23 protein-coding genes are annotated in these 19,390 nt (G+C 47.9%); 21 read left to right on the top strand and 2 right to left on the bottom strand.

Annotation, left to right across the window (positions count from 1 at the left end):
- The first annotated feature begins 113 nt into the window (after positions 1 to 113).
- From ACN5NT_RS20710 to ribD, 21 genes are all read left to right on the top strand, one after another.
- Positions 114 to 1,166, top strand: a complete 1,053-nt coding sequence (locus ACN5NT_RS20710) for a microcin C ABC transporter permease YejB (protein ID WP_419176744.1) — start codon at positions 114 to 116, stop codon at positions 1,164 to 1,166.
- Between the two features lie 43 nt (positions 1,167 to 1,209).
- Positions 1,210 to 2,262, top strand: a complete 1,053-nt coding sequence (locus ACN5NT_RS20715) for an ABC transporter permease (RefSeq protein ID WP_136797988.1) — start codon at positions 1,210 to 1,212, stop codon at positions 2,260 to 2,262.
- 254 nt (positions 2,263 to 2,516) lie between these two features.
- Complete coding sequence (locus ACN5NT_RS20720; protein WP_136797989.1) at positions 2,517 to 3,308, top strand: MlaE family ABC transporter permease; 792 nt, start codon at positions 2,517 to 2,519, stop codon at positions 3,306 to 3,308.
- Positions 3,308 to 4,087 (top strand): ABC transporter ATP-binding protein, encoded by a 780-nt coding sequence (locus tag ACN5NT_RS20725; RefSeq protein ID WP_419176745.1) that lies wholly within the window; start codon positions 3,308 to 3,310, stop codon positions 4,085 to 4,087. Before ACN5NT_RS20720 ends, ACN5NT_RS20725 begins: the two co-directional genes overlap by 1 nt.
- Entirely contained in the window at positions 4,087 to 4,536 is a 450-nt protein-coding gene (gene mlaD / locus ACN5NT_RS20730; RefSeq protein ID WP_136797991.1) for an outer membrane lipid asymmetry maintenance protein MlaD, read from the top strand. Before ACN5NT_RS20725 ends, mlaD begins: the two co-directional genes overlap by 1 nt.
- Positions 4,537 to 4,549: 13 nt before the next feature.
- Positions 4,550 to 5,353 (top strand): VacJ family lipoprotein, encoded by an 804-nt coding sequence (locus tag ACN5NT_RS20735; protein WP_419176746.1) that lies wholly within the window; start codon positions 4,550 to 4,552, stop codon positions 5,351 to 5,353.
- Positions 5,354 to 5,402: 49 nt separating this feature from the next.
- Positions 5,403 to 6,032, top strand: a complete 630-nt coding sequence (locus ACN5NT_RS20740; protein WP_419176747.1) for an MlaC/ttg2D family ABC transporter substrate-binding protein — start codon at positions 5,403 to 5,405, stop codon at positions 6,030 to 6,032.
- An 8-nt stretch (positions 6,033 to 6,040) separates the two neighbouring features.
- Entirely contained in the window at positions 6,041 to 6,505 is a 465-nt protein-coding gene (locus ACN5NT_RS20745; protein WP_419176748.1) for a cyclic nucleotide-binding domain-containing protein, read from the top strand.
- Between the two features lie 183 nt (positions 6,506 to 6,688).
- On the top strand, positions 6,689 to 7,204 hold the full coding sequence (locus ACN5NT_RS20750; RefSeq protein WP_136797995.1) for a YceD family protein: 516 nt from the start codon (positions 6,689 to 6,691) through the stop codon (positions 7,202 to 7,204).
- 44 nt (positions 7,205 to 7,248) lie between these two features.
- Positions 7,249 to 7,437 (top strand): 50S ribosomal protein L32, encoded by a 189-nt coding sequence (gene rpmF / locus ACN5NT_RS20755; protein ID WP_136797996.1) that lies wholly within the window; start codon positions 7,249 to 7,251, stop codon positions 7,435 to 7,437.
- A 10-nt stretch (positions 7,438 to 7,447) separates the two neighbouring features.
- Positions 7,448 to 8,467, top strand: coding sequence for a phosphate acyltransferase PlsX (gene plsX / locus ACN5NT_RS20760; protein ID WP_419176749.1), 1,020 nt, complete (start codon positions 7,448 to 7,450; stop codon positions 8,465 to 8,467).
- Positions 8,467 to 9,441 carry a beta-ketoacyl-ACP synthase III gene (locus ACN5NT_RS20765; RefSeq protein WP_176360071.1) on the top strand — a complete coding sequence of 325 codons (975 nt, stop codon included), beginning with the start codon at positions 8,467 to 8,469 and terminating at the stop codon, positions 9,439 to 9,441. Before plsX ends, ACN5NT_RS20765 begins: the two co-directional genes overlap by 1 nt.
- 23 nt (positions 9,442 to 9,464) lie before the next feature.
- Positions 9,465 to 10,616 carry an acyl-CoA dehydrogenase family protein gene (locus tag ACN5NT_RS20770; RefSeq protein WP_419176750.1) on the top strand — a complete coding sequence of 384 codons (1,152 nt, stop codon included), beginning with the start codon at positions 9,465 to 9,467 and terminating at the stop codon, positions 10,614 to 10,616.
- A gap of 117 nt (positions 10,617 to 10,733) precedes the next feature.
- On the top strand, positions 10,734 to 11,513 hold the full coding sequence (locus tag ACN5NT_RS20775; RefSeq protein WP_136798000.1) for an electron transfer flavoprotein subunit beta/FixA family protein: 780 nt from the start codon (positions 10,734 to 10,736) through the stop codon (positions 11,511 to 11,513).
- 19 nt (positions 11,514 to 11,532) lie between these two features.
- Positions 11,533 to 12,726, top strand: a complete 1,194-nt coding sequence (locus ACN5NT_RS20780; protein ID WP_419176751.1) for an FAD-binding protein — start codon at positions 11,533 to 11,535, stop codon at positions 12,724 to 12,726.
- Positions 12,723 to 13,466, top strand: a complete 744-nt coding sequence (gene fabG, locus ACN5NT_RS20785; protein ID WP_136798002.1) for a 3-oxoacyl-[acyl-carrier-protein] reductase — start codon at positions 12,723 to 12,725, stop codon at positions 13,464 to 13,466. The genes ACN5NT_RS20780 and fabG overlap by 4 nt, the downstream gene beginning before the upstream one ends.
- 124 nt (positions 13,467 to 13,590) lie before the next feature.
- Complete coding sequence (gene acpP / locus ACN5NT_RS20790) at positions 13,591 to 13,821, top strand: acyl carrier protein (RefSeq protein ID WP_136798003.1); 231 nt, start codon at positions 13,591 to 13,593, stop codon at positions 13,819 to 13,821.
- A 78-nt stretch (positions 13,822 to 13,899) separates the two neighbouring features.
- On the top strand, positions 13,900 to 15,141 hold the full coding sequence (fabF, locus tag ACN5NT_RS20795; RefSeq protein ID WP_419176752.1) for a beta-ketoacyl-ACP synthase II: 1,242 nt from the start codon (positions 13,900 to 13,902) through the stop codon (positions 15,139 to 15,141).
- A 20-nt stretch (positions 15,142 to 15,161) separates the two neighbouring features.
- Positions 15,162 to 15,593 carry a ribose 5-phosphate isomerase B gene (gene rpiB / locus ACN5NT_RS20800; protein WP_136798005.1) on the top strand — a complete coding sequence of 144 codons (432 nt, stop codon included), beginning with the start codon at positions 15,162 to 15,164 and terminating at the stop codon, positions 15,591 to 15,593.
- A 243-nt stretch (positions 15,594 to 15,836) separates the two neighbouring features.
- Positions 15,837 to 16,307, top strand: a complete 471-nt coding sequence (nrdR, locus tag ACN5NT_RS20805; RefSeq protein WP_136798006.1) for a transcriptional regulator NrdR — start codon at positions 15,837 to 15,839, stop codon at positions 16,305 to 16,307.
- The gene (ribD, locus tag ACN5NT_RS20810; protein ID WP_419176753.1) at positions 16,297 to 17,409 is read left to right on the top strand and encodes a bifunctional diaminohydroxyphosphoribosylaminopyrimidine deaminase/5-amino-6-(5-phosphoribosylamino)uracil reductase RibD; all 1,113 of its coding nucleotides are present in this window, start codon (positions 16,297 to 16,299) and stop codon (positions 17,407 to 17,409) included. The genes nrdR and ribD overlap by 11 nt, the downstream gene beginning before the upstream one ends.
- 83 nt (positions 17,410 to 17,492) lie before the next feature.
- On the opposite strand, the gene ACN5NT_RS20815 is transcribed toward ribD, so the two are convergent.
- Complete coding sequence (locus ACN5NT_RS20815; RefSeq protein ID WP_419176754.1) at positions 17,493 to 18,233, bottom strand: hypothetical protein; 741 nt, start codon at positions 18,231 to 18,233, stop codon at positions 17,493 to 17,495.
- 396 nt (positions 18,234 to 18,629) lie between these two features.
- Positions 18,630 to 18,920 carry an integration host factor subunit alpha gene (locus tag ACN5NT_RS20820; protein WP_136798008.1) on the bottom strand — a complete coding sequence of 97 codons (291 nt, stop codon included), beginning with the start codon at positions 18,918 to 18,920 and terminating at the stop codon, positions 18,630 to 18,632.
- Between the last annotated feature and the right edge of the window lie 470 nt (positions 18,921 to 19,390).

Consider the following 19,390-nt stretch of genomic DNA (forward strand, 5'->3'; position numbering starts at 1 on the left):
AATGCTAAAGAGCAGAAAAAGATGAGCCTGATAACTTTGGGGTGGTAGATTGGTGTAATTTACGTATTATTACAGGAGATAACATCTTCTTTTCTTAAAATACACCGTCTTCGATGCTGATATATATCCTGAAACGAATATTACTGATGGTCCCGACTTTGATCGGAATCATGCTGATAACCTTCATTGTCACCCAGTTTGTCCCGGGAGGACCGGTCGAAAAACTGGTGGCTGAAGTTGAAGGCTATGGTGCCGGCGGAGGGGAAGTTGTCTCGGGTGGTTCACTGTATCGCGGTGATTCCGGGCTTGATACCGAGCAGCTGGAATCACTAAAAAAACTGTACGGTTTCGATAAACCACCGATGCAAAGATTTTTTACTATGATGGGCAACTATCTGGTTTTTGATTTCGGTGACTCCTACTACTACCGGACCAGTGTCGTTGAATTGGTTATCTCCAAACTGCCGGTGTCGATGTCCCTGGGCCTCTGGAGCTTTCTTATTGTATATGGGGTCTGCATTCCTCTTGGGATAAAAAAAGCTGTCAGCGACGGAAGCCGTTTCGATGTGGTCAGTTCTACCGTTATCCTGGTTGGTTATGCTATTCCTGGATTTGTACTTGGTATTGCGCTCATCGTTTTTTTTGGTGGTGGCAGTTTCTGGAACATATTCCCTTTGCGGGGCATTGTTTCGGATGACTGGTCTGACCTCAGCCTGGTTATGAAAGTGCTGGATTATCTGTGGCATATGGTGTTGCCGATCACCGCCAGCGCTGTGGGCAGTCTGGCAGTCATGACTATGCTTACCAAAAATTCGTTTCTGGAAGAAATTCGCAAACAGTATGTGCTCACTGCCAGAGCCAAGGGAATGAGCGAGGGGCAGGTTCTCTACAAGCACGTTTTCCGCAATGCCATTATTCCTATTATCACCGGTTTTCCCGGCTACTTCCTGGCATCATTTTTTACCGGAAGCCTCCTTATTGAAACAATTTTTTCGCTGGATGGTATGGGGCTGCTCGGCTATCAGTCCGTGCTTAACCGGGATTATCCTGTTGTTTTGGGTACGCTCTATTTCTTTACACTGCTGGGGCTTGTTTCGCGGCTGTTGTCTGATCTCAGCTATGTCTTTGTCGACCCGAGGATAAGTTTTGAGGATATCGATGAGTAGGCCGGGGAAAGCGGCAGAAACAGCCGGTATTGTTGGATGGCCGATGAAAGAGACGAAGGTAAAATTATTCAGACCTGCTCAACAGAGCCTGGCTAATAGGCGGTGGCAACAGTTTAAGCGAAGCCGGCGGGGATATTGGAGTCTTGTTATTTTTTCAATCCTTTTTCTGACGAGTCTCTTTGCGGAAGTCATCAGTAATGATAAGCCTCTGCTGGTGGTCTACGAAGGCAGGCCCCATTTCCCGCTTTTTATTGCCTACCCGGAGACAGCATTTGGTGGCTATTTCGAGACAGAGACCGATTACTCGGACCCGTATTTTAAGGAACTCATGGAGCGGCAGGGAGGAGTAGCATTTTTCCCGATTAATGGTCACAGCTATGACTCCATAAATCTGAACATTAACCAGCCGGTGCCTTCACCACCGTCTTCAGTCAATTGGCTGGGTACGGATGATCGGGGCAGGGATGTGCTGGCCCGTCTTATCTATGGGTTTCGAATCAGCGTGGTCTTCGGCTTGGTGCTGACAACTGTCGGGACCCTGATAGGTATTCTGGCTGGTTCGGTGCAGGGCTATTTCGGTGGGAAAACAGATCTGTTTTTTCAGCGATTTATTGAGGTCTGGGGCTCGATGCCTGAATTGTATCTGCTGATCATTTTCTCTTCCATTTTTCAGCCAAGTATACTACTGCTTTTGATATTACTTTCTCTTTTCAGCTGGATGGGTCTTTCGGATTACGTCAGGGCGGAATTTTTGAAAGGAAGAAATATGGAGTACGTGAAAGCTGCAAAAGCTCTGGGGGTAAGCAATATCACGATTATGTATCGCCATCTTCTCCCCAATGGAATGACACCGGTTATAACATTTCTGCCTTTTCGCATTTCTGCCGCCATTCTTGCATTGACCAGTCTGGATTTTCTCGGGCTTGGGGTACCGGCCTCAACACCGAGTCTTGGGGAGTTACTTGCCCAGGGGAAGGCGAATATTGATGCCTGGTGGTTGTCTCTATCAACATTTATTGTGCTTGTAGGTACATTGGTGTTGCTCATTTTTATAGGCGAGGCACTGCGGGAAGCGTTTGATCCACGCAAAATTTAGCCAAGCGGTTTGTAGAGGTCAGTATCTGTTAAGAATTATGTGAGATTTTCGCCGTAATAGTAGTTTGTTGCTGGCTTTTGTGTGGCTTTGGCCTTAAAGCCGGTTACTGTTTGCTCTTTGACCGCATAGCAAACACCATGCTATTTATATACGGTGATTTATATACGGTGGTCCGGATTGTCTGGAAGAAGGCTGTTCCATTACGGCGCCTATTGAATGAAGAAGTCAGAGTCGTTTTTAGATGTGAAAGTTTTATGATATTAAACTCAGTCGCAAAAATTGGAAACACGGGCCGGTACACGCTCAGTGATCTTGGCCGCATGGCCATTTTTCTTTACCGGGCTGTGGTCGGTGTATTTCGTCGTCCATTCAGGTTCCGCGAGTTTGTGCGCCAGGTGCACTTCATTGGTGCCGGATCTCTTGTCGTGATATTCTTCACAGCAGCTTCAACCGGTATGGTTTTAGGCCTGCAAGGTTACTATTCTTTACATAAATTTGGTGCTGAAGGAATGTTGGGGTCTGCAGTATCCCTTACCCTTATCATGGAGTTAGGACCCGTGCTGACAGCTCTTATGGTTGCAGGGCGAGCGGGTTCTGCCATGTGTGCCGAACTTGGAATAATGCAGATTTCTGATCAGGTAGATGCGCTGGACTGCATGGCGATCGATCCGTTTCGTTACCTGATCACACCAAAATTTCTCGCGACCCTGCTCTCTGTCCCCTTGCTCACTGCTATTTTCGACGTTGTCGGTATCGCCGGTGGCTATGTGGCGGGTGTGACTTTGATGGGGGTGAATCCTGGTAGTTATTTTGATGGCATGATAACCAGCGTGACTAATCATGATATTCGCCTAGGCGTGATTAAGTCATTTGTGTTTGGGCTGCTGGTTGTCTGGATTTGTACCGGAAGGGGATATTTTGTACGTGAAATTCGAGGGGCCGGTTTCGGTGCCGAAAGTGTCAGCCGGGTTACCACCCAGGCTGTAGTGCTCTCTTCCATTTCAGTGCTTGTTTTTGACTATTTACTGACAGCGATACTGCTCTGATGACAACTGCAATAGAATTCATAGAAGTCGGGAAGTCATTTCCCAGAAAAGACGGTACCCGGCAGACTGTTCTGGACAGGGTGAGTTTTTCAATTCCTCAAGGGAAGACCACCGTTATTGCCGGACGTTCCGGGCAGGGTAAAAGTGTAACGTTGAAGCTTATCCTTGGCCTAATGCGGGCTGATAGCGGCATGATCAAGGTTGATGGAGAGGATGTAACCAATATTTCGGGTAAGCAGCTTGAGCAGCTGCGCATGAAATTTGGTGTCCTCTTTCAGGGGGCAGCACTGTTTGATTCCCTCACTGTGTATGAAAATGTTGCTTTACCGCTACGTGAGAGAACGAAAATAAGCGAAGATGAGATACAGCAAATGGTTGCGGAAACCCTGGGGCAGCTGGAACTCACAGGACATGAAGGGAAATATCCGGCGCAGCTGAGTGGCGGCATGCGTAAGAGGGTCGGTCTGGCAAGAGCTTTGCAGCTTAAGCCGGAAATCATGTTGTTTGATGAGCCCACAACAGGGCTGGATCCTGTGATGACGCAGGATATTTATAAGCTTTTTGATCACGTCCAGGCCCAGGTGGGATTTACTTCGATCATTGTCAGTCACGATATACCAAAAGTTTTCAATCTCGCCGATCAGGTGATAATTCTCAATGACGGCAAGACTGATGTTTTTGCCAGCCCTGAAGAAATTCAGTGGTCTGGAAAACAACATATTCAGGATTTTGTGAGTACTACGATGGGTGAAATATATCAGAGTCAACTGGTGGAATAATGAAGAGCAGAACAACTGATACTATAGTCGGCCTGTTCATGGTAGCAGGCTTTGGAGCATTGGTTTACCTGGCGTTGCAGTTGGGAGAAATTTCTTTGTTAAGCAGAGGAACTACCTACTCAATTGACGCGGAGTTCAACAATGTCTCCGGGATTAAGCAGGGGGCCTCTGTGCAGGTTGCAGGCGTGGTTGTAGGCAACGTCGAGGGGATACGGCTGAATGAAGATAGTTATGCCGTAATAAGCATGCGCTTGAAGAACGAGTTGCAGGTCCCGGTCGATTCAATGGCTTCGGTCAAATCCCAGGGAATCATCGGCGACAAATTTATTGCTATTAGTTTGGGAGGGGATGAGGAGGTTCTTGGTGAAGGTGATATAATCACAGAAACCGAGTCAGCTGTCGACATCGAATCTCTTATCAGCAAATTTGCTTTCGGCAGCGCAAAATGAGGAGAAATGAACCGTGAAGCTCTGGCGTCTACTTACAGCATTTGTAATATCGGTTCCTCTACTGGTTATTGTTCTGCTGACCGGGGTGTCAGCAGAAGATACCTACGGGATCGGTGGGCATCATTATATTCTTGAGGAAGGGGTGCCCGATCCGGACCTGCTTGGAGAAGATGAAGAATGGCTTGATGAGCAGATTGAGTTCGAAATATTTGATCCTTTTGAGCCGTTGAACCGGGTCTTTTTCACCTTCAATGACAGGCTGTACTTCTGGGTGTTAAAGCCTGTAAAAACAGGTTACTCAGCGGTTTTACCAGAAGACGTCCGGCTGTCGATCGGAAATTTTTTCTATAACCTGGCCGCTCCAATAAACTTTGTGAACACATTGTTACAGGGAAGGTTCCGGGATTCGGGTGTTGTGTTAAAGCGTTTTCTGATCAATACCACAGTGGGTGTGTACGGGTTTGGGGATGTGGCGGCGGAACATTTTGACCTGCAGCCGGCCCGTGGCGATTTTGGCGAGACCCTGGGAACATATAATATTGGAGAAGGTTTCTATATCTGCTGGCCGGTTTTCGGTCCTTCCAATGTGCGCGATACCGTGGGCATAGTGGGTGATATGTACCTGCACCCAAACAAGTGGGTCGATCTGGATTCCGGAGTTGAGATTGCGGGCAGGGCTACCGAGTTTATTAACAGGCTGTCAATTACTCCACCTGTTTATGAAGAGATTGTCGAGATCTCACTTGATCCATATGTCGCAACACGTGAAGCATATGCCGATTATCGGCGTAAGCTTATAGAATCCAATAAAAAATAAAGTAATTCTTAGGGGATGGTTTCCATAAGAAACCAGAGGTTTTGCTGTGATGTTCAATGTATCTGAAAAATTACCACGTCGTGTCCGGCTTATTGTACTGGTCGTATTCTTCTTATCCGCAAATCTTGTGCTTGCTGATGATGGTCCCATGGCCCAACTTCGGCCAACGTTGTCAAAACTGACCAGTGTACTGAGTGACCCGGGGCTCAAGGGCGATTCCCATAAGATTGAGCGTCGGGCTAAAATCATGAATTCCATCAAGGTTGGTTTTGACTTCCGTGAAATGAGCAAGCGGATTCTCGGCAGCACCTGGAGAGACATTTCCGAGGCCGAGCGCGAGGAGTTTATCACGCAAATGACCAAGCTTTTAGAAAACGCATACATAGGTAAGCTCGAAACATATTCCGGGCAGACTATAGGGTATGTGAGTGAACGCGTTAAAGGTGACAGGGCTCAGGTCTCTACGCTGATAGAGGACGAAGGCTTAAAAATCCCGGTTCATTATATAATGACACGCAATGGTGCGAAGTGGATGGTATATGATATCAATATTGAAGGTGTCAGTCTGGTAAGAAACTACAACCAACAGTTCAGGTCTATTTTGCGAACCGAGGACTTCGGTGGGTTGATGAAGGTACTCCGTGAAAAGAACGACTCTTTTCTCAATGGACAAGGGTAGAGTTGATTATGGTCTTGGAAAATGATTCAGATACCGGTCGTAGGGTGCTGAATAAACACTTTGCCGATCTCATTGCCCTGGACACCGGAGAAGTGTTTTCAAACCTTACCAGCACTGATAAAGTACGAGGTGAACACCTGTTTACAGCCGGTGAAGAGGCAAATTCCCTCTATATGGTAGCTAAGGGGTGTTTTGCTGTACACAGGCCGGTGGGGATCGGTAAGCGGACCCAGGCGGTAGCGCTACTCTCCACTGGGGCTTTGGCCGGAGAGGCAGCATTATTTGCTGCAAGCAGGCACGGGTCCACCATGATTGCCGTCGAAGATTCGCAGGTGTTAGAGTTCCCAAGACACCTGCTTGAAGAACTGGAGCAGGTCAATCCGCAGTTATATGTAGCTCTGCTGAAGAAGACACTCAGGGTCGTATCACAAAGATTACAAAAAAGTTCAGAGCGTCTGGCTCTCATCCTGTAGTATTTCCTGCGATTATTCGCTTATTATCGGCTACCTAGTAATGTGATCAGTAACCTTTACTACAGTGCCTGCGAGAAATTTGCGAATACCTGTACTTTTTTTTGTGGCCAATATCGCTTAAATTGATTATTTTTGCTTCCTTTGTGTCCCCTCATAATTTCTAAAGGGGTGTCAGAGGGAAATATGAGAATTGCGTTTGGTGAGATAGGAAGGGCGAAGTCCCGATACATAATTCCGGAAAACAGTTGGCAGCCGATTGACGAGGTAGTGGTTTTGACACCACCCGTTGCAGAGGTTGTCATACAATCAAAAGATGATGACACTGTTGTACTGGAAGGTAATCTTGCTGTAACCGTCGAGTTGGCGTGTTCGCGGTGCGGCGAGCCTGTGGCTTTTGAACTCAATGAAGATTTCCTCTATCTGATAACCACGCGAGAGGAAGAAGTATCAGAGCTGCCGGATAAAGAATGCAGCGAAGAAGAGTGTGATACACTTTACCTGAAAGATCCGGTCATCGATGTTGCCGAGATCCTTAGGGAACAGATGTATCTTGCTGTTCCGGGTAAGGCTCTCTGTAAAGATACATGTCGTGGACTGTGTCCTGTATGTGGTGCGTTTCTGGGCAGTGATAAGTGCAGCTGTTCGGAATTTCCGCAGGATTCACCGTTTGCGGTACTGAAGAAGTTGAAGAAGGATTAAGCAGCACTCAATGATTGGAACTTATATGCCAATTGGAGGATATTATGGCTCTGCCGAAAAGAAGACATTCCCGTTCAAGAACTCGTAAACGCCGTTCCCACGATGCACTGAAAGCGCCTGGCGTTTCTCTGTGTGCAAACTGTGGTGAGCCTAAAGAACCACATCGTCTCTGTGCAGCATGCGGTACATACAAAGGTAGAACTGTATTTGCCCTTGATACTGAAGTAGAGTAGGAGATACGCCGTGCACATTGCCCTGGACGCCATGGGCGGAGACCATGGGCCGGAGGAGTTGATTGCCGGGGCATTATTAGCCGCCGAACAGTCTGATATTCATATTAGTCTGGTGGGGGACGAAGTCCTCCTGCAATCACACCTCGCTAAAGTAGCTCCTGATTCTTCGATAGCGTCGAGGATCGAGATTGTCCATTCATCTCAAGTTGTTGAGATGAAGGACAATCCTGTCGACGCAATGCGTAAGAAGAAGGACTCCTCTATTATGGTAGCCTTTGACCTTGTTGGTCAGGGGAAAGCAGATGCTGTTGTCAGTGCCGGAAATTCCGGTGCTACCATGGCAGCGGCAGTACGCAAGCTTGGACGCCTTAAAGGAGTATCCCGGCCCGGCATCGCCTCATTTTTTCCCACCTTGAAGAAGCCTGTAGTGATGATGGATATTGGCGCCAACGTAGAGTGTCGCCCGCAGCATCTCTTTCAGTTCGCCATAATGGCTTCTGCCTTTTCTAAAATTCATAGTAACAGCAGCCCGAGGGTAGGGATTCTGACCATTGGAGAAGAATCCGGCAAAGGGAACACCCTTGTCAAAGAAACCTACGACCTGCTCGAAAACAGTTCGCTTAATTTCATCGGCAATGTCGAAGGACGCGATGTATATAAGGGCGAAGTTGACGTTATTGTCTGTGACGGCTTTGTTGGTAACATCTGCTTAAAGATCAGTGAAGGTCTTGTTGAAGTTGCCATGAAAATGCTCCGTGATGAAATCGTCAAATCCATTCCGGCAAAAATCGGCTATCTGTTAGCAAGACCAGCCTTTCGTGCTTTCAAGAAGAGGGTTGATTATTCCACTTATGGTGGTGCTCCCTTGCTTGGCGTAAATGGTATTGGTATGATTTGCCACGGTAAATCGGACAGAAAGACTATCAGAAACGCTATCTGTGAAGCAGCGAAGATGGTAAATAATAACGTGAATCAGGAAATATCGCGTGGAATCGCTGTGGAATCTGCTACAGCACAATCGGAGGAATAATGGGGTCTGTTATTCTTGGAACAGGATCATGTCTGCCTGAAAAGGTGGTAACAAACAGTGATCTTGAAAAAGTTGTCGAAACTTCAGACGAGTGGATCCGTACCCGTACCGGTATTGAAGCCCGTCACATCGCTTCAGGTGATGAATACACCTATAAGCTTTCAGCCAGGGCCGCGAAGAAGGCCATGGAGATGGCTGGGGTAGATGCCTCCGAAATTGACCTGATTGTTGTTGGCACCATCAGTTCACACATGATGATGCCTTCTTGTGCCTGCTTTGTGCAGACCGAGATTGGTGCAACAAATGCTTTTGCATATGACCTTAATGCGGCATGTTCCGGTTTTCTGTATGCACTGGATCTTGCAGATAAATATGTCCAGGCTGACCATTCGAAGAAGATTTTGATAATCGGCGCTGAGACCTTGTCAACCCGGGTTAACTGGGAGGATCGCAATACCTGTATCATTTTTGGCGATGGAGCGGGGGCGGCAGTTGTCGGTTGGGATGACAGCGACCGCGGATTCATCGGCTCAAACCTCTTTTCGGACGGTTCGCTGTGGAAGCTACTCTACATGCACGCCCCGGAAAGTACCAACAAGGATTTGCAGGTGCCGGATAACACTGGTGCTCATATCGTCATGGAAGGCCGCGAAGTCTTTAAATACGCTGTAAAAGCGATGGAAGATGCGGTGCAGGGTCTACTTCTTAGGGAGAAGGTGGATCTCGATGATATTCAGCTGGTTATACCACATCAGGCAAATATCCGAATTCTTAACAAATTGACAGAACGTCTCCAATTGCCCGAAGATAAAGTGTTTATAAACGTTTCAGCCTATGGTAATACATCGGCTGCGTCTATACCAATAGCGCTGGATGAAGCGCATAGGGCGAAGCGCTTTTCAACAGGAGATACCGTACTGTTCTGTTCCTTCGGTGGTGGTTTTACGTGGGGGGCAGGGCTGATTAAGTGGTAGTGTAGAAGAGAGAGGAGTTTGAGATGGATTATTTTTTGACGGAAGAGCAGCAGATGATCGTCGATATCACTCGGCAGATCACTGATGAGAAGATTATTCCAAATCGCGCTGAACTTGACGAGAAACACGAATTCCCGCGGGAAATCTTAAACGATATGGCCAGAGCGGACCTGTTCGGCCTGTTAATTCCGGAAGAATATGGTGGTTTCGGCGGGAACTGTTTCGATAGCGTACTCGCGCTTGAGCAGCTCGGTCGTGGTTGTATCGGTGTAGGTACAGCATTTGCAGCAAGTTCACTTGGAATCTACCCGATCCTGATCTCAGGTTCGGAAGAGCTCAAGAAAAAGTATCTTCCACCCGTTGCTACAGGTGAGAAGTTTGCGGCTTTTGGTCTTACCGAAGCAAATGCAGGTTCTGATGCCTCGGGCATCCAGACCACTGCAGTGCTTGACGGGGACGAGTGGGTACTGAATGGTACCAAGCAGTGGATTACCAATGGTGGTGAAGCGCAGGTCTATACTGTTGTTGCCATCACCGACCGCAGCAAGGGTGCTCGCGGTGCTTCCATGTTTGTCGTGGAAGAAGGTGACCCCGGTTTTTCCTGCGGGCCGAAAGAGAAGAAGATGGGTATCCGTGCATCTTCAACCACCGAGCTTATCTTCAAGGACTGTCGTATTCCCAAGGACCGCATCATTGGTCGTCAGGGTACCGGTTTTATCACTGTGATGAAGACCCTCGATTCGTCCCGTCCGGGAATCGCGGCACTTGGTGTCGGTCTGGCACAGGGAGCGCTTGATGAGGCGGCGAGCTATGCCAAGCAGCGCGTACAGTTCGGCAAGCCAATCATAGCCTTCCAGGCAGTACAGCACATGCTCGCGGATATGGCCATCGGTGTCGAGTCCGCTCGTGCTCTGGTCTACCAGTCTGCAAAGCATATTGTTGCCCACCCGAAGGATATGTCAAAGGCATCATCCATGTGCAAGATCTATGCGACCGATGTGGCAATGAAAGTGGCTACCGATGCCGTTCAGGTACTTGGTGGTTACGGTTTCATGTCTGAGTACCCGGTCGAAAAGATGATGCGTGACGCAAAAATCCTGCAGATTTATGAGGGAACCAACCAGATCCAGCGCAATGTCGTGGGTCAGGAACTGAACAAGGAATACGCAAAGTAACATACTGTTCAGGGCAAAAAGCGTTTTCTGAATGAACATCTGCAATTCGCTGATACAGCGGGTTGCAGGTGATTCCGTTAAGCGTGTTACTCTCATATTCACCAGGCAGGTTATTCCATGAAAATTATTGTTTGTGTTAAACAGGTCCCGGATGCCAAGGATGTACGGCTTGATCCGGTAACGAATACGCTGGCCCGTGAAGGGGTCGAGTCTATCATGAATCCTTACGACCAACATGCCCTTGAAGAGGCTGTTTGTCTCAAGGAAGCACATGGTGGCGAGGTTATCGTGCTGACCATGGGACCTCCCCAGGCAGAAGAGATTCTGAGGCTCGCAATCTCATGTGGGGCGGACCGTGGTGTTTTGGTCTCAGACCGTGCTTTTGCAGGTGCTGATACCTGGGCAACTGCGTATACCCTTGAAAAAGCGGTTGAAACCCTCGGCGGTGCCGATCTTATCCTCTGCGGCAAACAGGCAATAGACGGAGATACCGCCCAGGTAGGCCCTGGCCTTGCCATGCGGTTGGATTTTCCTTTCGTTACCTGTGTTCAAAAAGTGCGTGAGGCGGATGATACCCGCATTGTAGTTGAGCGCATGATGGATGATGGCTATGATGTAGTCGAGGCTCCGTTGCCTGCATTACTTACGGTGGTAAAAGATATCAATGACCCTCGTGTGCCTTCATTGAAAGGAAAGATGAGGTCTAAAAAGGCCGAGATACAGACCCTCACTGCAAGCGATATCAATGCCGATCCTGCATGTATTGGTTTGCCGGGTTCGCCAACCCAGGTTGCCAATGTATTTCCTCCCCAGGCTCGGGGTGAACGTTCCATTCTCACCGGAACACTTGATGAGCAGATAGATCAGCTTGTCGATAAATTAACCCCGTATCTCTAGGCTGCAGGAGGAATTGACAATGTTAAAACTTAACGAAGAAGTCTGTATCGGCTGCGGTATTTGTGAATCGAGCTGCCCGTTTGCTGCCATTGAGATGGTAGCCGATTTGCCGGTTATAGGGGATTCCTGTACTCTTTGCGGCGCGTGTGTTGACAGCTGTGATGTCGAGGCACTGTCCATAGAAACTGCTGAATCATCCGGCGTTGCCGATATCAGTGAGTGGAAGGATATTTTTGTTTACTGTGAATTCCGCGGCGGTGTTTTAGCAACCGTATCGCTGGAACTTCTTGGAATAGGCAGAACACTTGCTGATATTCGTGGTGTTAAACTTTCTGCAGTGTTGATCGGCTCAGAAACCGGAGATGTAGCTGATACCCTGATTGGACATGGCGCCGATGTTGTTTACCGGGTTGATACACCTGAACTTGCCGGTTTTTCTGAAGACAGCTACACCAAGGTTCTTACCAGGCTGATCCTGGACAACAAGCCGGAGATCGTACTTGCCGGGGCAACTGCCATAGGACGATCGTTTATTCCTGCAGTTGCCACGACGTTGAACGCCGGGCTTACAGCTGACTGCACAAAACTGGAAATTCGTAAAGAAGATGGTGCGTTATTGCAGACCAGACCCGCTTTCGGTGGCAACATTATGGCCACCATAGTCTGTCCTGCCCATAGGCCGCAGATGTCTACTGTTCGTCCGAAGGTCATGAAAGCCCTTGAATTTGATTCTGCGCGAACAGGTGAAATAATAGATGTCGAAATCCCGGCAGCACTCGGTGAATCTCGAATAAAAGTCCTCGAGTCGGTTGTTTCCGAGGAGAGCAATGTCAATATTCAAGAGGCTGAAATCCTGGTTTCAGGTGGTAGAGGTCTCGAGAGTGAAAAAGGTTTTGCCCTTCTCAAGACACTTGCCGATTCGATGGATGCCAACGTCTCTGCTTCAAGGGCAGTGGTTGATGCCGGTTGGATTCCATATCCTCATCAGGTGGGGCAAACCGGTAAGACCGTAGCTCCAAAGCTGTACATTGCCTGTGGTATATCTGGCGCCGTACAGCATGTAGCCGGAATGCAGTCTTCCGAGACCATTGTGGCTATAAACCGGGATGAGAACGCTCCGATTTTTGATGTTGCCGATTTCGGTCTGGTTGGAGATATTCAAGAGATTATACCGAAACTTATACGCAAGATTGAAGAAAAGCGAGGTGCATGATGCTTGAAGGAAAAGTAGCCGTAGTAACGGGTGGCAGCCGTGGTATCGGCAGGGCAATCAGCCAGCGTCTTGCCGCCATGGGCGCTTTAGTGTATATCAATTACGTCAGCAGACCTGATGCAGCCGAAGAGACCTGCAGGATGATCACTGATGCTGGTGGTAAGGCTGAGGCTGTTCAGTTCAACGTTTCTGACGGTGAACAGGTTCAGGCGGCGTTCAAGACAATCGTCGCTGATGCCGGTTCAATTGATATCCTTGTGAATAACGCCGGTATTACCCGTGACGGATTGATGGCACGCATGAAGGAGAGTGATTGGGACGATGTGCTCACCACAAACCTGAAAGGTGCTTTCCTCTGCGCTAAAGCGGCCGCCAAGCCAATGATGAAAAAGAAATGGGGACGTATCGTCAACATTTCCTCCGTTGTTGGATCATCAGGCAACGCAGGCCAGGTCAACTACTCTGCGGCTAAAGCCGGTTTGGGTGGGTTGACCAAATCTATTGCCAGAGAATTTGCTTCGAGAAATATCACTGTTAACTCGGTTGCTCCTGGATATATTGTAACTGAAATGACAGAGACTATGACCGAAGCTGCTCAGGCTAAGATTAAAAGTGAAATACCGATGGCAGGCCTTGGCTCGCCTGAGGATATTGCCGGTGCAGTCGCCTATCTGGTATCTGAAGATGGGCGCTATGTGACCGGGCAGACCTTGCATGTCAACGGTGGCATGTATATGTAGTTTTCCCCTCAATAAGAAAAAAAATGTGGTAAATATCGCATGCTGCGGGTAAAAACCACTGCAGGTTGCACAGTTAACAAGAGAAGCTGCAACTGAAGAACAAAACCATATAGGGAGATAAGTAATGGCTATAGAACAAGAAATGATTGATATCATCGTAGAACAGCTGAGTGTTGAGAAAGACAAGGTTGTTCCTAATGCTTCTTTCGTAGATGATCTCGGTGCAGATTCTCTGGATCTCGTTGAGCTGATCATGGCTATGGAAGAGGGTTTTGATATCGAGATTCCTGATGAGGATGCTGAGAAGATCACCTGCGTTCAGGATGCAATTGATTACGTTCAGAAACTGAAGTAAGCAGGATATGTCGCCAGTCTCGATATCTGCAATCAGATATTGAGACTGATGGTGTAGATAACACTTAGGAGTTTCATTGTGAATCGTAGAGTTGTCGTTACAGGTATTGGCCTCGTAACTCCAATTGGAACCGGAGTCGATAAGGCTTGGAAAAATCTGATAGCCGGCGAGAGTGGCGTAGATCGCATCACCCGCTTTGATGCCAGTGAATTTCAGGTTCAGATAGCCGCAGAAGTTACAGACTTCGACTCAAAAGAGTTTATAGAGCCCAAAAAAGCCAAACATCTGGACCTGTTTGTTCAGTATGGTCTGGCTGCAGCAAAAATGGCTGTCGAGGACAGTGGTTTTGAAGTCTCCGATGAGAACTGTGAGCGAGTTGGTGTTATCACAGGCTGTGGAATGGGCGGACTGCCGACAATCACCAAGTATCATCAGGTGATGCTCGAGCGGGGAGCCAAACGTATCAGCCCGTTTTTCATCCCCATGGCTATTCCGAATATGCCGTCCGGACACATCTCCATGGAGATTGGCTCTAAGGGACCGAACCTCACTCTCACCACAGCATGTGCAGCCGGAACCCACGCAGTGGGTGAGGCATATCGGCATATCAAGTATGGTATGAGCGATGTTATCGTCACCGGCGGTATGGAAGGAGTTATCTGTGAGCTTGGCATTGGCGGATTCTCTGCCATGAAAGCCCTTTCCACCAGAAATGATGACCCCAAAGCCGCTTCACGTCCGTTTGATAAGGATCGTGATGGTTTTATCATGTCTGAAGGCTCCGGTATTCTCATTCTGGAAGACCTTGAGCATGCCCGCGCTCGTGGTGCCAAGATCTATGCAGAGGTTGTTGGTTACGGCTTAAGCAGTGATGCATATCACATCGCCGCTCCACCTGAAGATGGTGAGGGTGGGCAAAGGGCAATGAAAATGGCCCTGAAAGATGCTGGACTTGCCCCTGAAGATATCGATTACGTCAATGCACATGGAACCTCGACACCGCTCAACGATCGTTGTGAAACAACCGCGATTAAGTCGGTTTTCGGCGAACATGCCTATAAGCTTGCCATTAGTTCCACCAAGTCCATGACCGGTCATATGCTTGGTGCTGCAGGTGGAATCGAGTCTGCATTTCTGGCTTTATCGATTTATAACCAGGTCGCTCCGCCTACCATTAACCATGCTGAGCCCAGCCCGGAATGTGATCTCGATTACGTGCCGAATACGGCGCGTGAGATGGAAATCAATGCAGCGATTTCCAACTCTTTTGGTTTCGGTGGCACTAATGCGGTAGTTGCCATGAAGAAGTTCACTGATTGATTAGAGCTCGAGGGGATGTTGTGAATATTGTAATTGGTTCAGATCACGGTGGTTACGAGCTTAAGGAGCAGGTGAAAGATCTCCTTGCGGAGCTTGGTCATGAAATTACCGATGTCGGTTGTCACAGCCCTGAATCTGTAGATTATCCTGATATTGCTCAGGAGCTATCTGCACGAGTCGTGGATAAGAGCAGCAAATGTGGTATTCTCATTTGCGGCACCGGTATCGGCATGTCGATTGCTGTGAACAGGGATGAGCGAATTCGTGCTGCCCTGTGCCATGATGAATACACCGCTCGTATGAGCAGGGAACACAACGATGCAAATGTACTCTGCCTTGGAGCCCGTGTAAGCGGACTTGGTGTAGCAGATGCAATTGTGCGTGCCTGGTTAAGCACAGAATTTGCTGGAGGCAGGCACCAGCGCAGGATCGAGAAATTCAGCACTTTGTAATCGTATCGAAAGATAGTAATTATAGAGTATTGATGATGTACGAACCGCCTGTGTGTGCAATTGCACCTGCAGGCGGTTTTTTGTATGGTTTGCATAGCCAATCTGGTATATGACCGTTTATGCGGATGAAACGGGGGGACGGGCTTGAAATTGTTCTTATATCTTTAAGGAATGTGAGTGCAGTGAAGCTTTTAAGATTTCATTGGGGATTGAGGCCCGGTGAAGACCTGAGGAGGTCACATTATGAAATGCCCGTATTGTGGACATCTGGATAACAAAGTTATCGATTCAAGGCTGAATAAAGATTGTACTATAACGCGTAGAAGACGTTCATGTCTCGACTGCGATCAACGTTTTACCACCTATGAACGGCTTGAAGTTATGATGCCGGTTCTGGTGAAAAAGGATGGCAGGCGTGAATCCTGGGACAGGCATAAAATGGCTGTCGGACTTGAGAAAGCTTGTGAAAAGCGACCTATCAGTCGTGACAGGATAGATGAATTTGTTGATGATATTGAACATCGTCTTCAGGATATTGGTGCCAAGGAGGTTTCTTCCAAAATTCTCGGAGAATGGGCTATGGAGGAACTTTCCAAGCTTGATGAGGTTGCCTATGTCCGTTTTGCTTCAGTATACAGACAATTCAAGGATGTCAGCGAATTTATGGAAGAGCTGAAGACATTGCTTGATTCCAGACGTGAAGATGAACACTGAAAATAACGACAAGCGGTTTATGCGACTTGCCATAGACGAAGCTCGCAAAGGTCTTGGCAGAACTTCCCCAAATCCCTGTGTTGGAGCTGTTGTTGTTGCTGATGGTAAAATTATAGCAACCGGGTACCACAAAAAGGCAGGGACACCGCACGCAGAAATCCACGCGCTTCGTGCAGCAGGAGACGCAGCTCGTGGCGCCACGATGTACGTCACCCTTGAACCGTGTAACCATACCGGAAAAACTCCGCCGTGCAGTCATGCAGTTGCCAGGGCAGGTATTTCAAGGGTGGTTGTCGGCATGACAGATCCGAACCCCTTAGTTGACGGTACCGGTATAGACTATCTTCGAGATCACGGCATCACGGTTGTGAGCGGGATTCTGGAAGAGGAATGCCAGGAAATAAACAGACCATTTATCAAGCACGTCACCACTGGTCTGCCATGGATGGTAATGAAAGCCGGAGTATCCCTCGATGGGAGGCTCAACTATCAACAGGGAAATAGCGGCTGGATTACAGGTGCTTTATCTGGTGAGAAGGTTCATGAATTGCGTAATATCCACGATGCAATTTTGGTCGGCAGCGAAACCGTGGCAATTGATAACCCGTCTCTGACCACCAGACTGAAGCAGGGGGATGGTAAAGATCCCATCAGGGTGATCCTCGATAGAACACTGCGTCTGCCAATTGAAGCAAAATCGTTTAGTATAGAGTCTCAGGCCCAGGCATGGGTTTTCTGCAGTCATGACGCCGATAGCGGTAAACGGGCGCAATTGGAGTCAAAAGGTGTGCGGGTATTTTCGGTTCAAGGTAATGAAACAGGACTTGCCTTGCCTGAAGTTGTGGCGGTGCTTGGCAGGAATGGGGTGAATTCTGTGTTTGTTGAAGGCGGCGCAGCGATTCACGGTGCAATGCTCAGGCAGAAATTATATGATTATGCCTATCTTTTTGTCGCCCCAAGATTTGCCGGTGACAAAGGGGTTTCCCTCGTAACCGGCTATGAGGCCGCAGACCGCGATAGCTCAGTATCTTTACAGAATGTGCGCCATACCACCCTGGGGGATGACGTCCTGATTGCGGGTGAGATGCATTACCCCGGATAGAGTGGTTTATTGGCAGCCGAATCTTTCCTCTGTTTGCTTGAATGAATACCTCTAACCAGTTCCCCCCTGATAATACATCTGAACTAATCCTCCGGGTCATGTAGAACCGAATTTATAGTGGGGAGAGCCCTCTCAAGTCCACTTCTATTTTCAAAGGTCATGTGCAGAGTGACCTGGTCCTGTTCAAAAGATGTGCTGTGTTCGATTGTGCAATTCCCGGATAGCGGTAGTTGTGCTCGCCACCGTTCAAACTGCTCTTCTGCCTCCGAGAGTGTCGGGGATTGAAGTTTTTGGAGTTGCTGCAATAAAGAGTGGGCTTTTTGCGGGGTATTCATCTCGTGATGTTCCAGGACTTCCTTTATAACCGGGCTGTCAATAAAATCAGAAATGGTGCATCCGTTGCGGCCCGCAAGATCACGTAACAGCATAAGCATTCTGCGCTGTTTCCCGCCTCCAAGCTGTAATGTTTGAATGAGCTGGAAGCAGGCATCCCTGTCTGCAGGTTTCAGGCGAAGCAGTTCCCGGGCGCTGTTTTCTGCCAGGGCACCTGTATGTAATCCCGCCTGCATGGCAGGTGAAAGCTTGAGAAGATCAAGCGCACGTCTGACGAGATGCGGCTTTCCTGGAATGTCATTGGCCGCATAATATAGCTCACGTTGTTCCTCATCCAAATCGCGTTCGCACAGTGCGTGGAAGTGTGCCATTTCAATAGGAGAGAGTTGACCAATTCTACTGGAGTATTCTTCATAAATACAATTAAGAAGATTCTCATTTTCGATATGAGTCGGTAATACCCTGCATTGTACGGTATCAATGGTACCCAAGTCCCTCAGCGCAGATATTACCCGTGTACCTGTCACTGGTTCATAGCCGCCATTCTCTTGCTGGTGTACAAAAGGCAGATATACCTGGCCCAGCCTTTTGATGGACGAAGCGGCCTGTAGAATAGGGGCATTGGTATCGAGAAATGGATGAATGTCCCAGGTCGAGGAGAGCTAAGGGCGCCAATTGGAAGGGGCTGACAGCTGAATTGCACGTGCCCAATTATGGTAATGGTAGGAGAGTTAATGGAGCATGAGCAAATAATCGCTGGGATAATTCAGATTTTCAAAGGCTGAAAATGATAATTCCTGGCTGGGCCTGTTATATCACAACAGGCCTAGACAGGAACATCAAAATAGCAAGGGGAGATATTATCTGATTAGGTTGCAGGCGACTGTTTAATTGGTTGAATTAATCTTGTCACGTAAGATTCCGGACGGCTTAAAGGTGACTACTCGCCGTGCATCAAGAGTGAGTTCATCTCCGGTTTGTGGATTACGACCTCTTCTGGAGCTTTTATCTTTTACGTTAAACTTGCCAAACCCGCTGAGTAAAAGGTCTGAGCCATCGATTAACGCGTGTTTTGAGATCCTCAAGAATGCTTCAACAGATTCAGTCGCTTGAGCCTTAGTCAGCCCCTCGTGATTTTTGTAAACCTGTTGTACGATATCAGCTTTAGTGAGAGTCATATCTTCCTCCTTAATATGCTGTAATAGTTCTGCAACCTGTAATTATGATATCCGTTCGATTCATAAAGTCAATGTTGCCTAGCAAATAAATTAAAAAATTTTCACGGAATTACCGCAGACTTAAATGCGGATGGGAAGGATTACCGTAGAGTTTGTACTATCTATTCCTTCCCAGTAACATATAGACATTGTACCACAAAGTGCCATAGCTGGAAAGATGAACTTTTAACGCCTGAATCGGAAAACGCTATGGAAAATAGTAGTTAGGACGATAATGCAGATGGTAAGCAAGCGGCCAAAAATGAGAGGGTTTTGAGGGGCTGGGGAAGAAATGGTACCTCTCAGGTAGGGTGTGTGAGAGTCTGAAAATTAGCCGGGAGGTAGATACAAAAAAAATAATTATTTTTATTCATTGAAATGAAAAAAGAGTTGGTCAGGTTCAAAACCACTGGAGCGAATATCGGATGAGC

Origin of the sequence: Desulfosediminicola sp. (genome assembly GCF_048381775.1) — a bacterium.
GTDB lineage: Bacteria > Desulfobacterota > Desulfobulbia > Desulfobulbales > Desulfocapsaceae > Desulfopila > Desulfopila ganghwensis.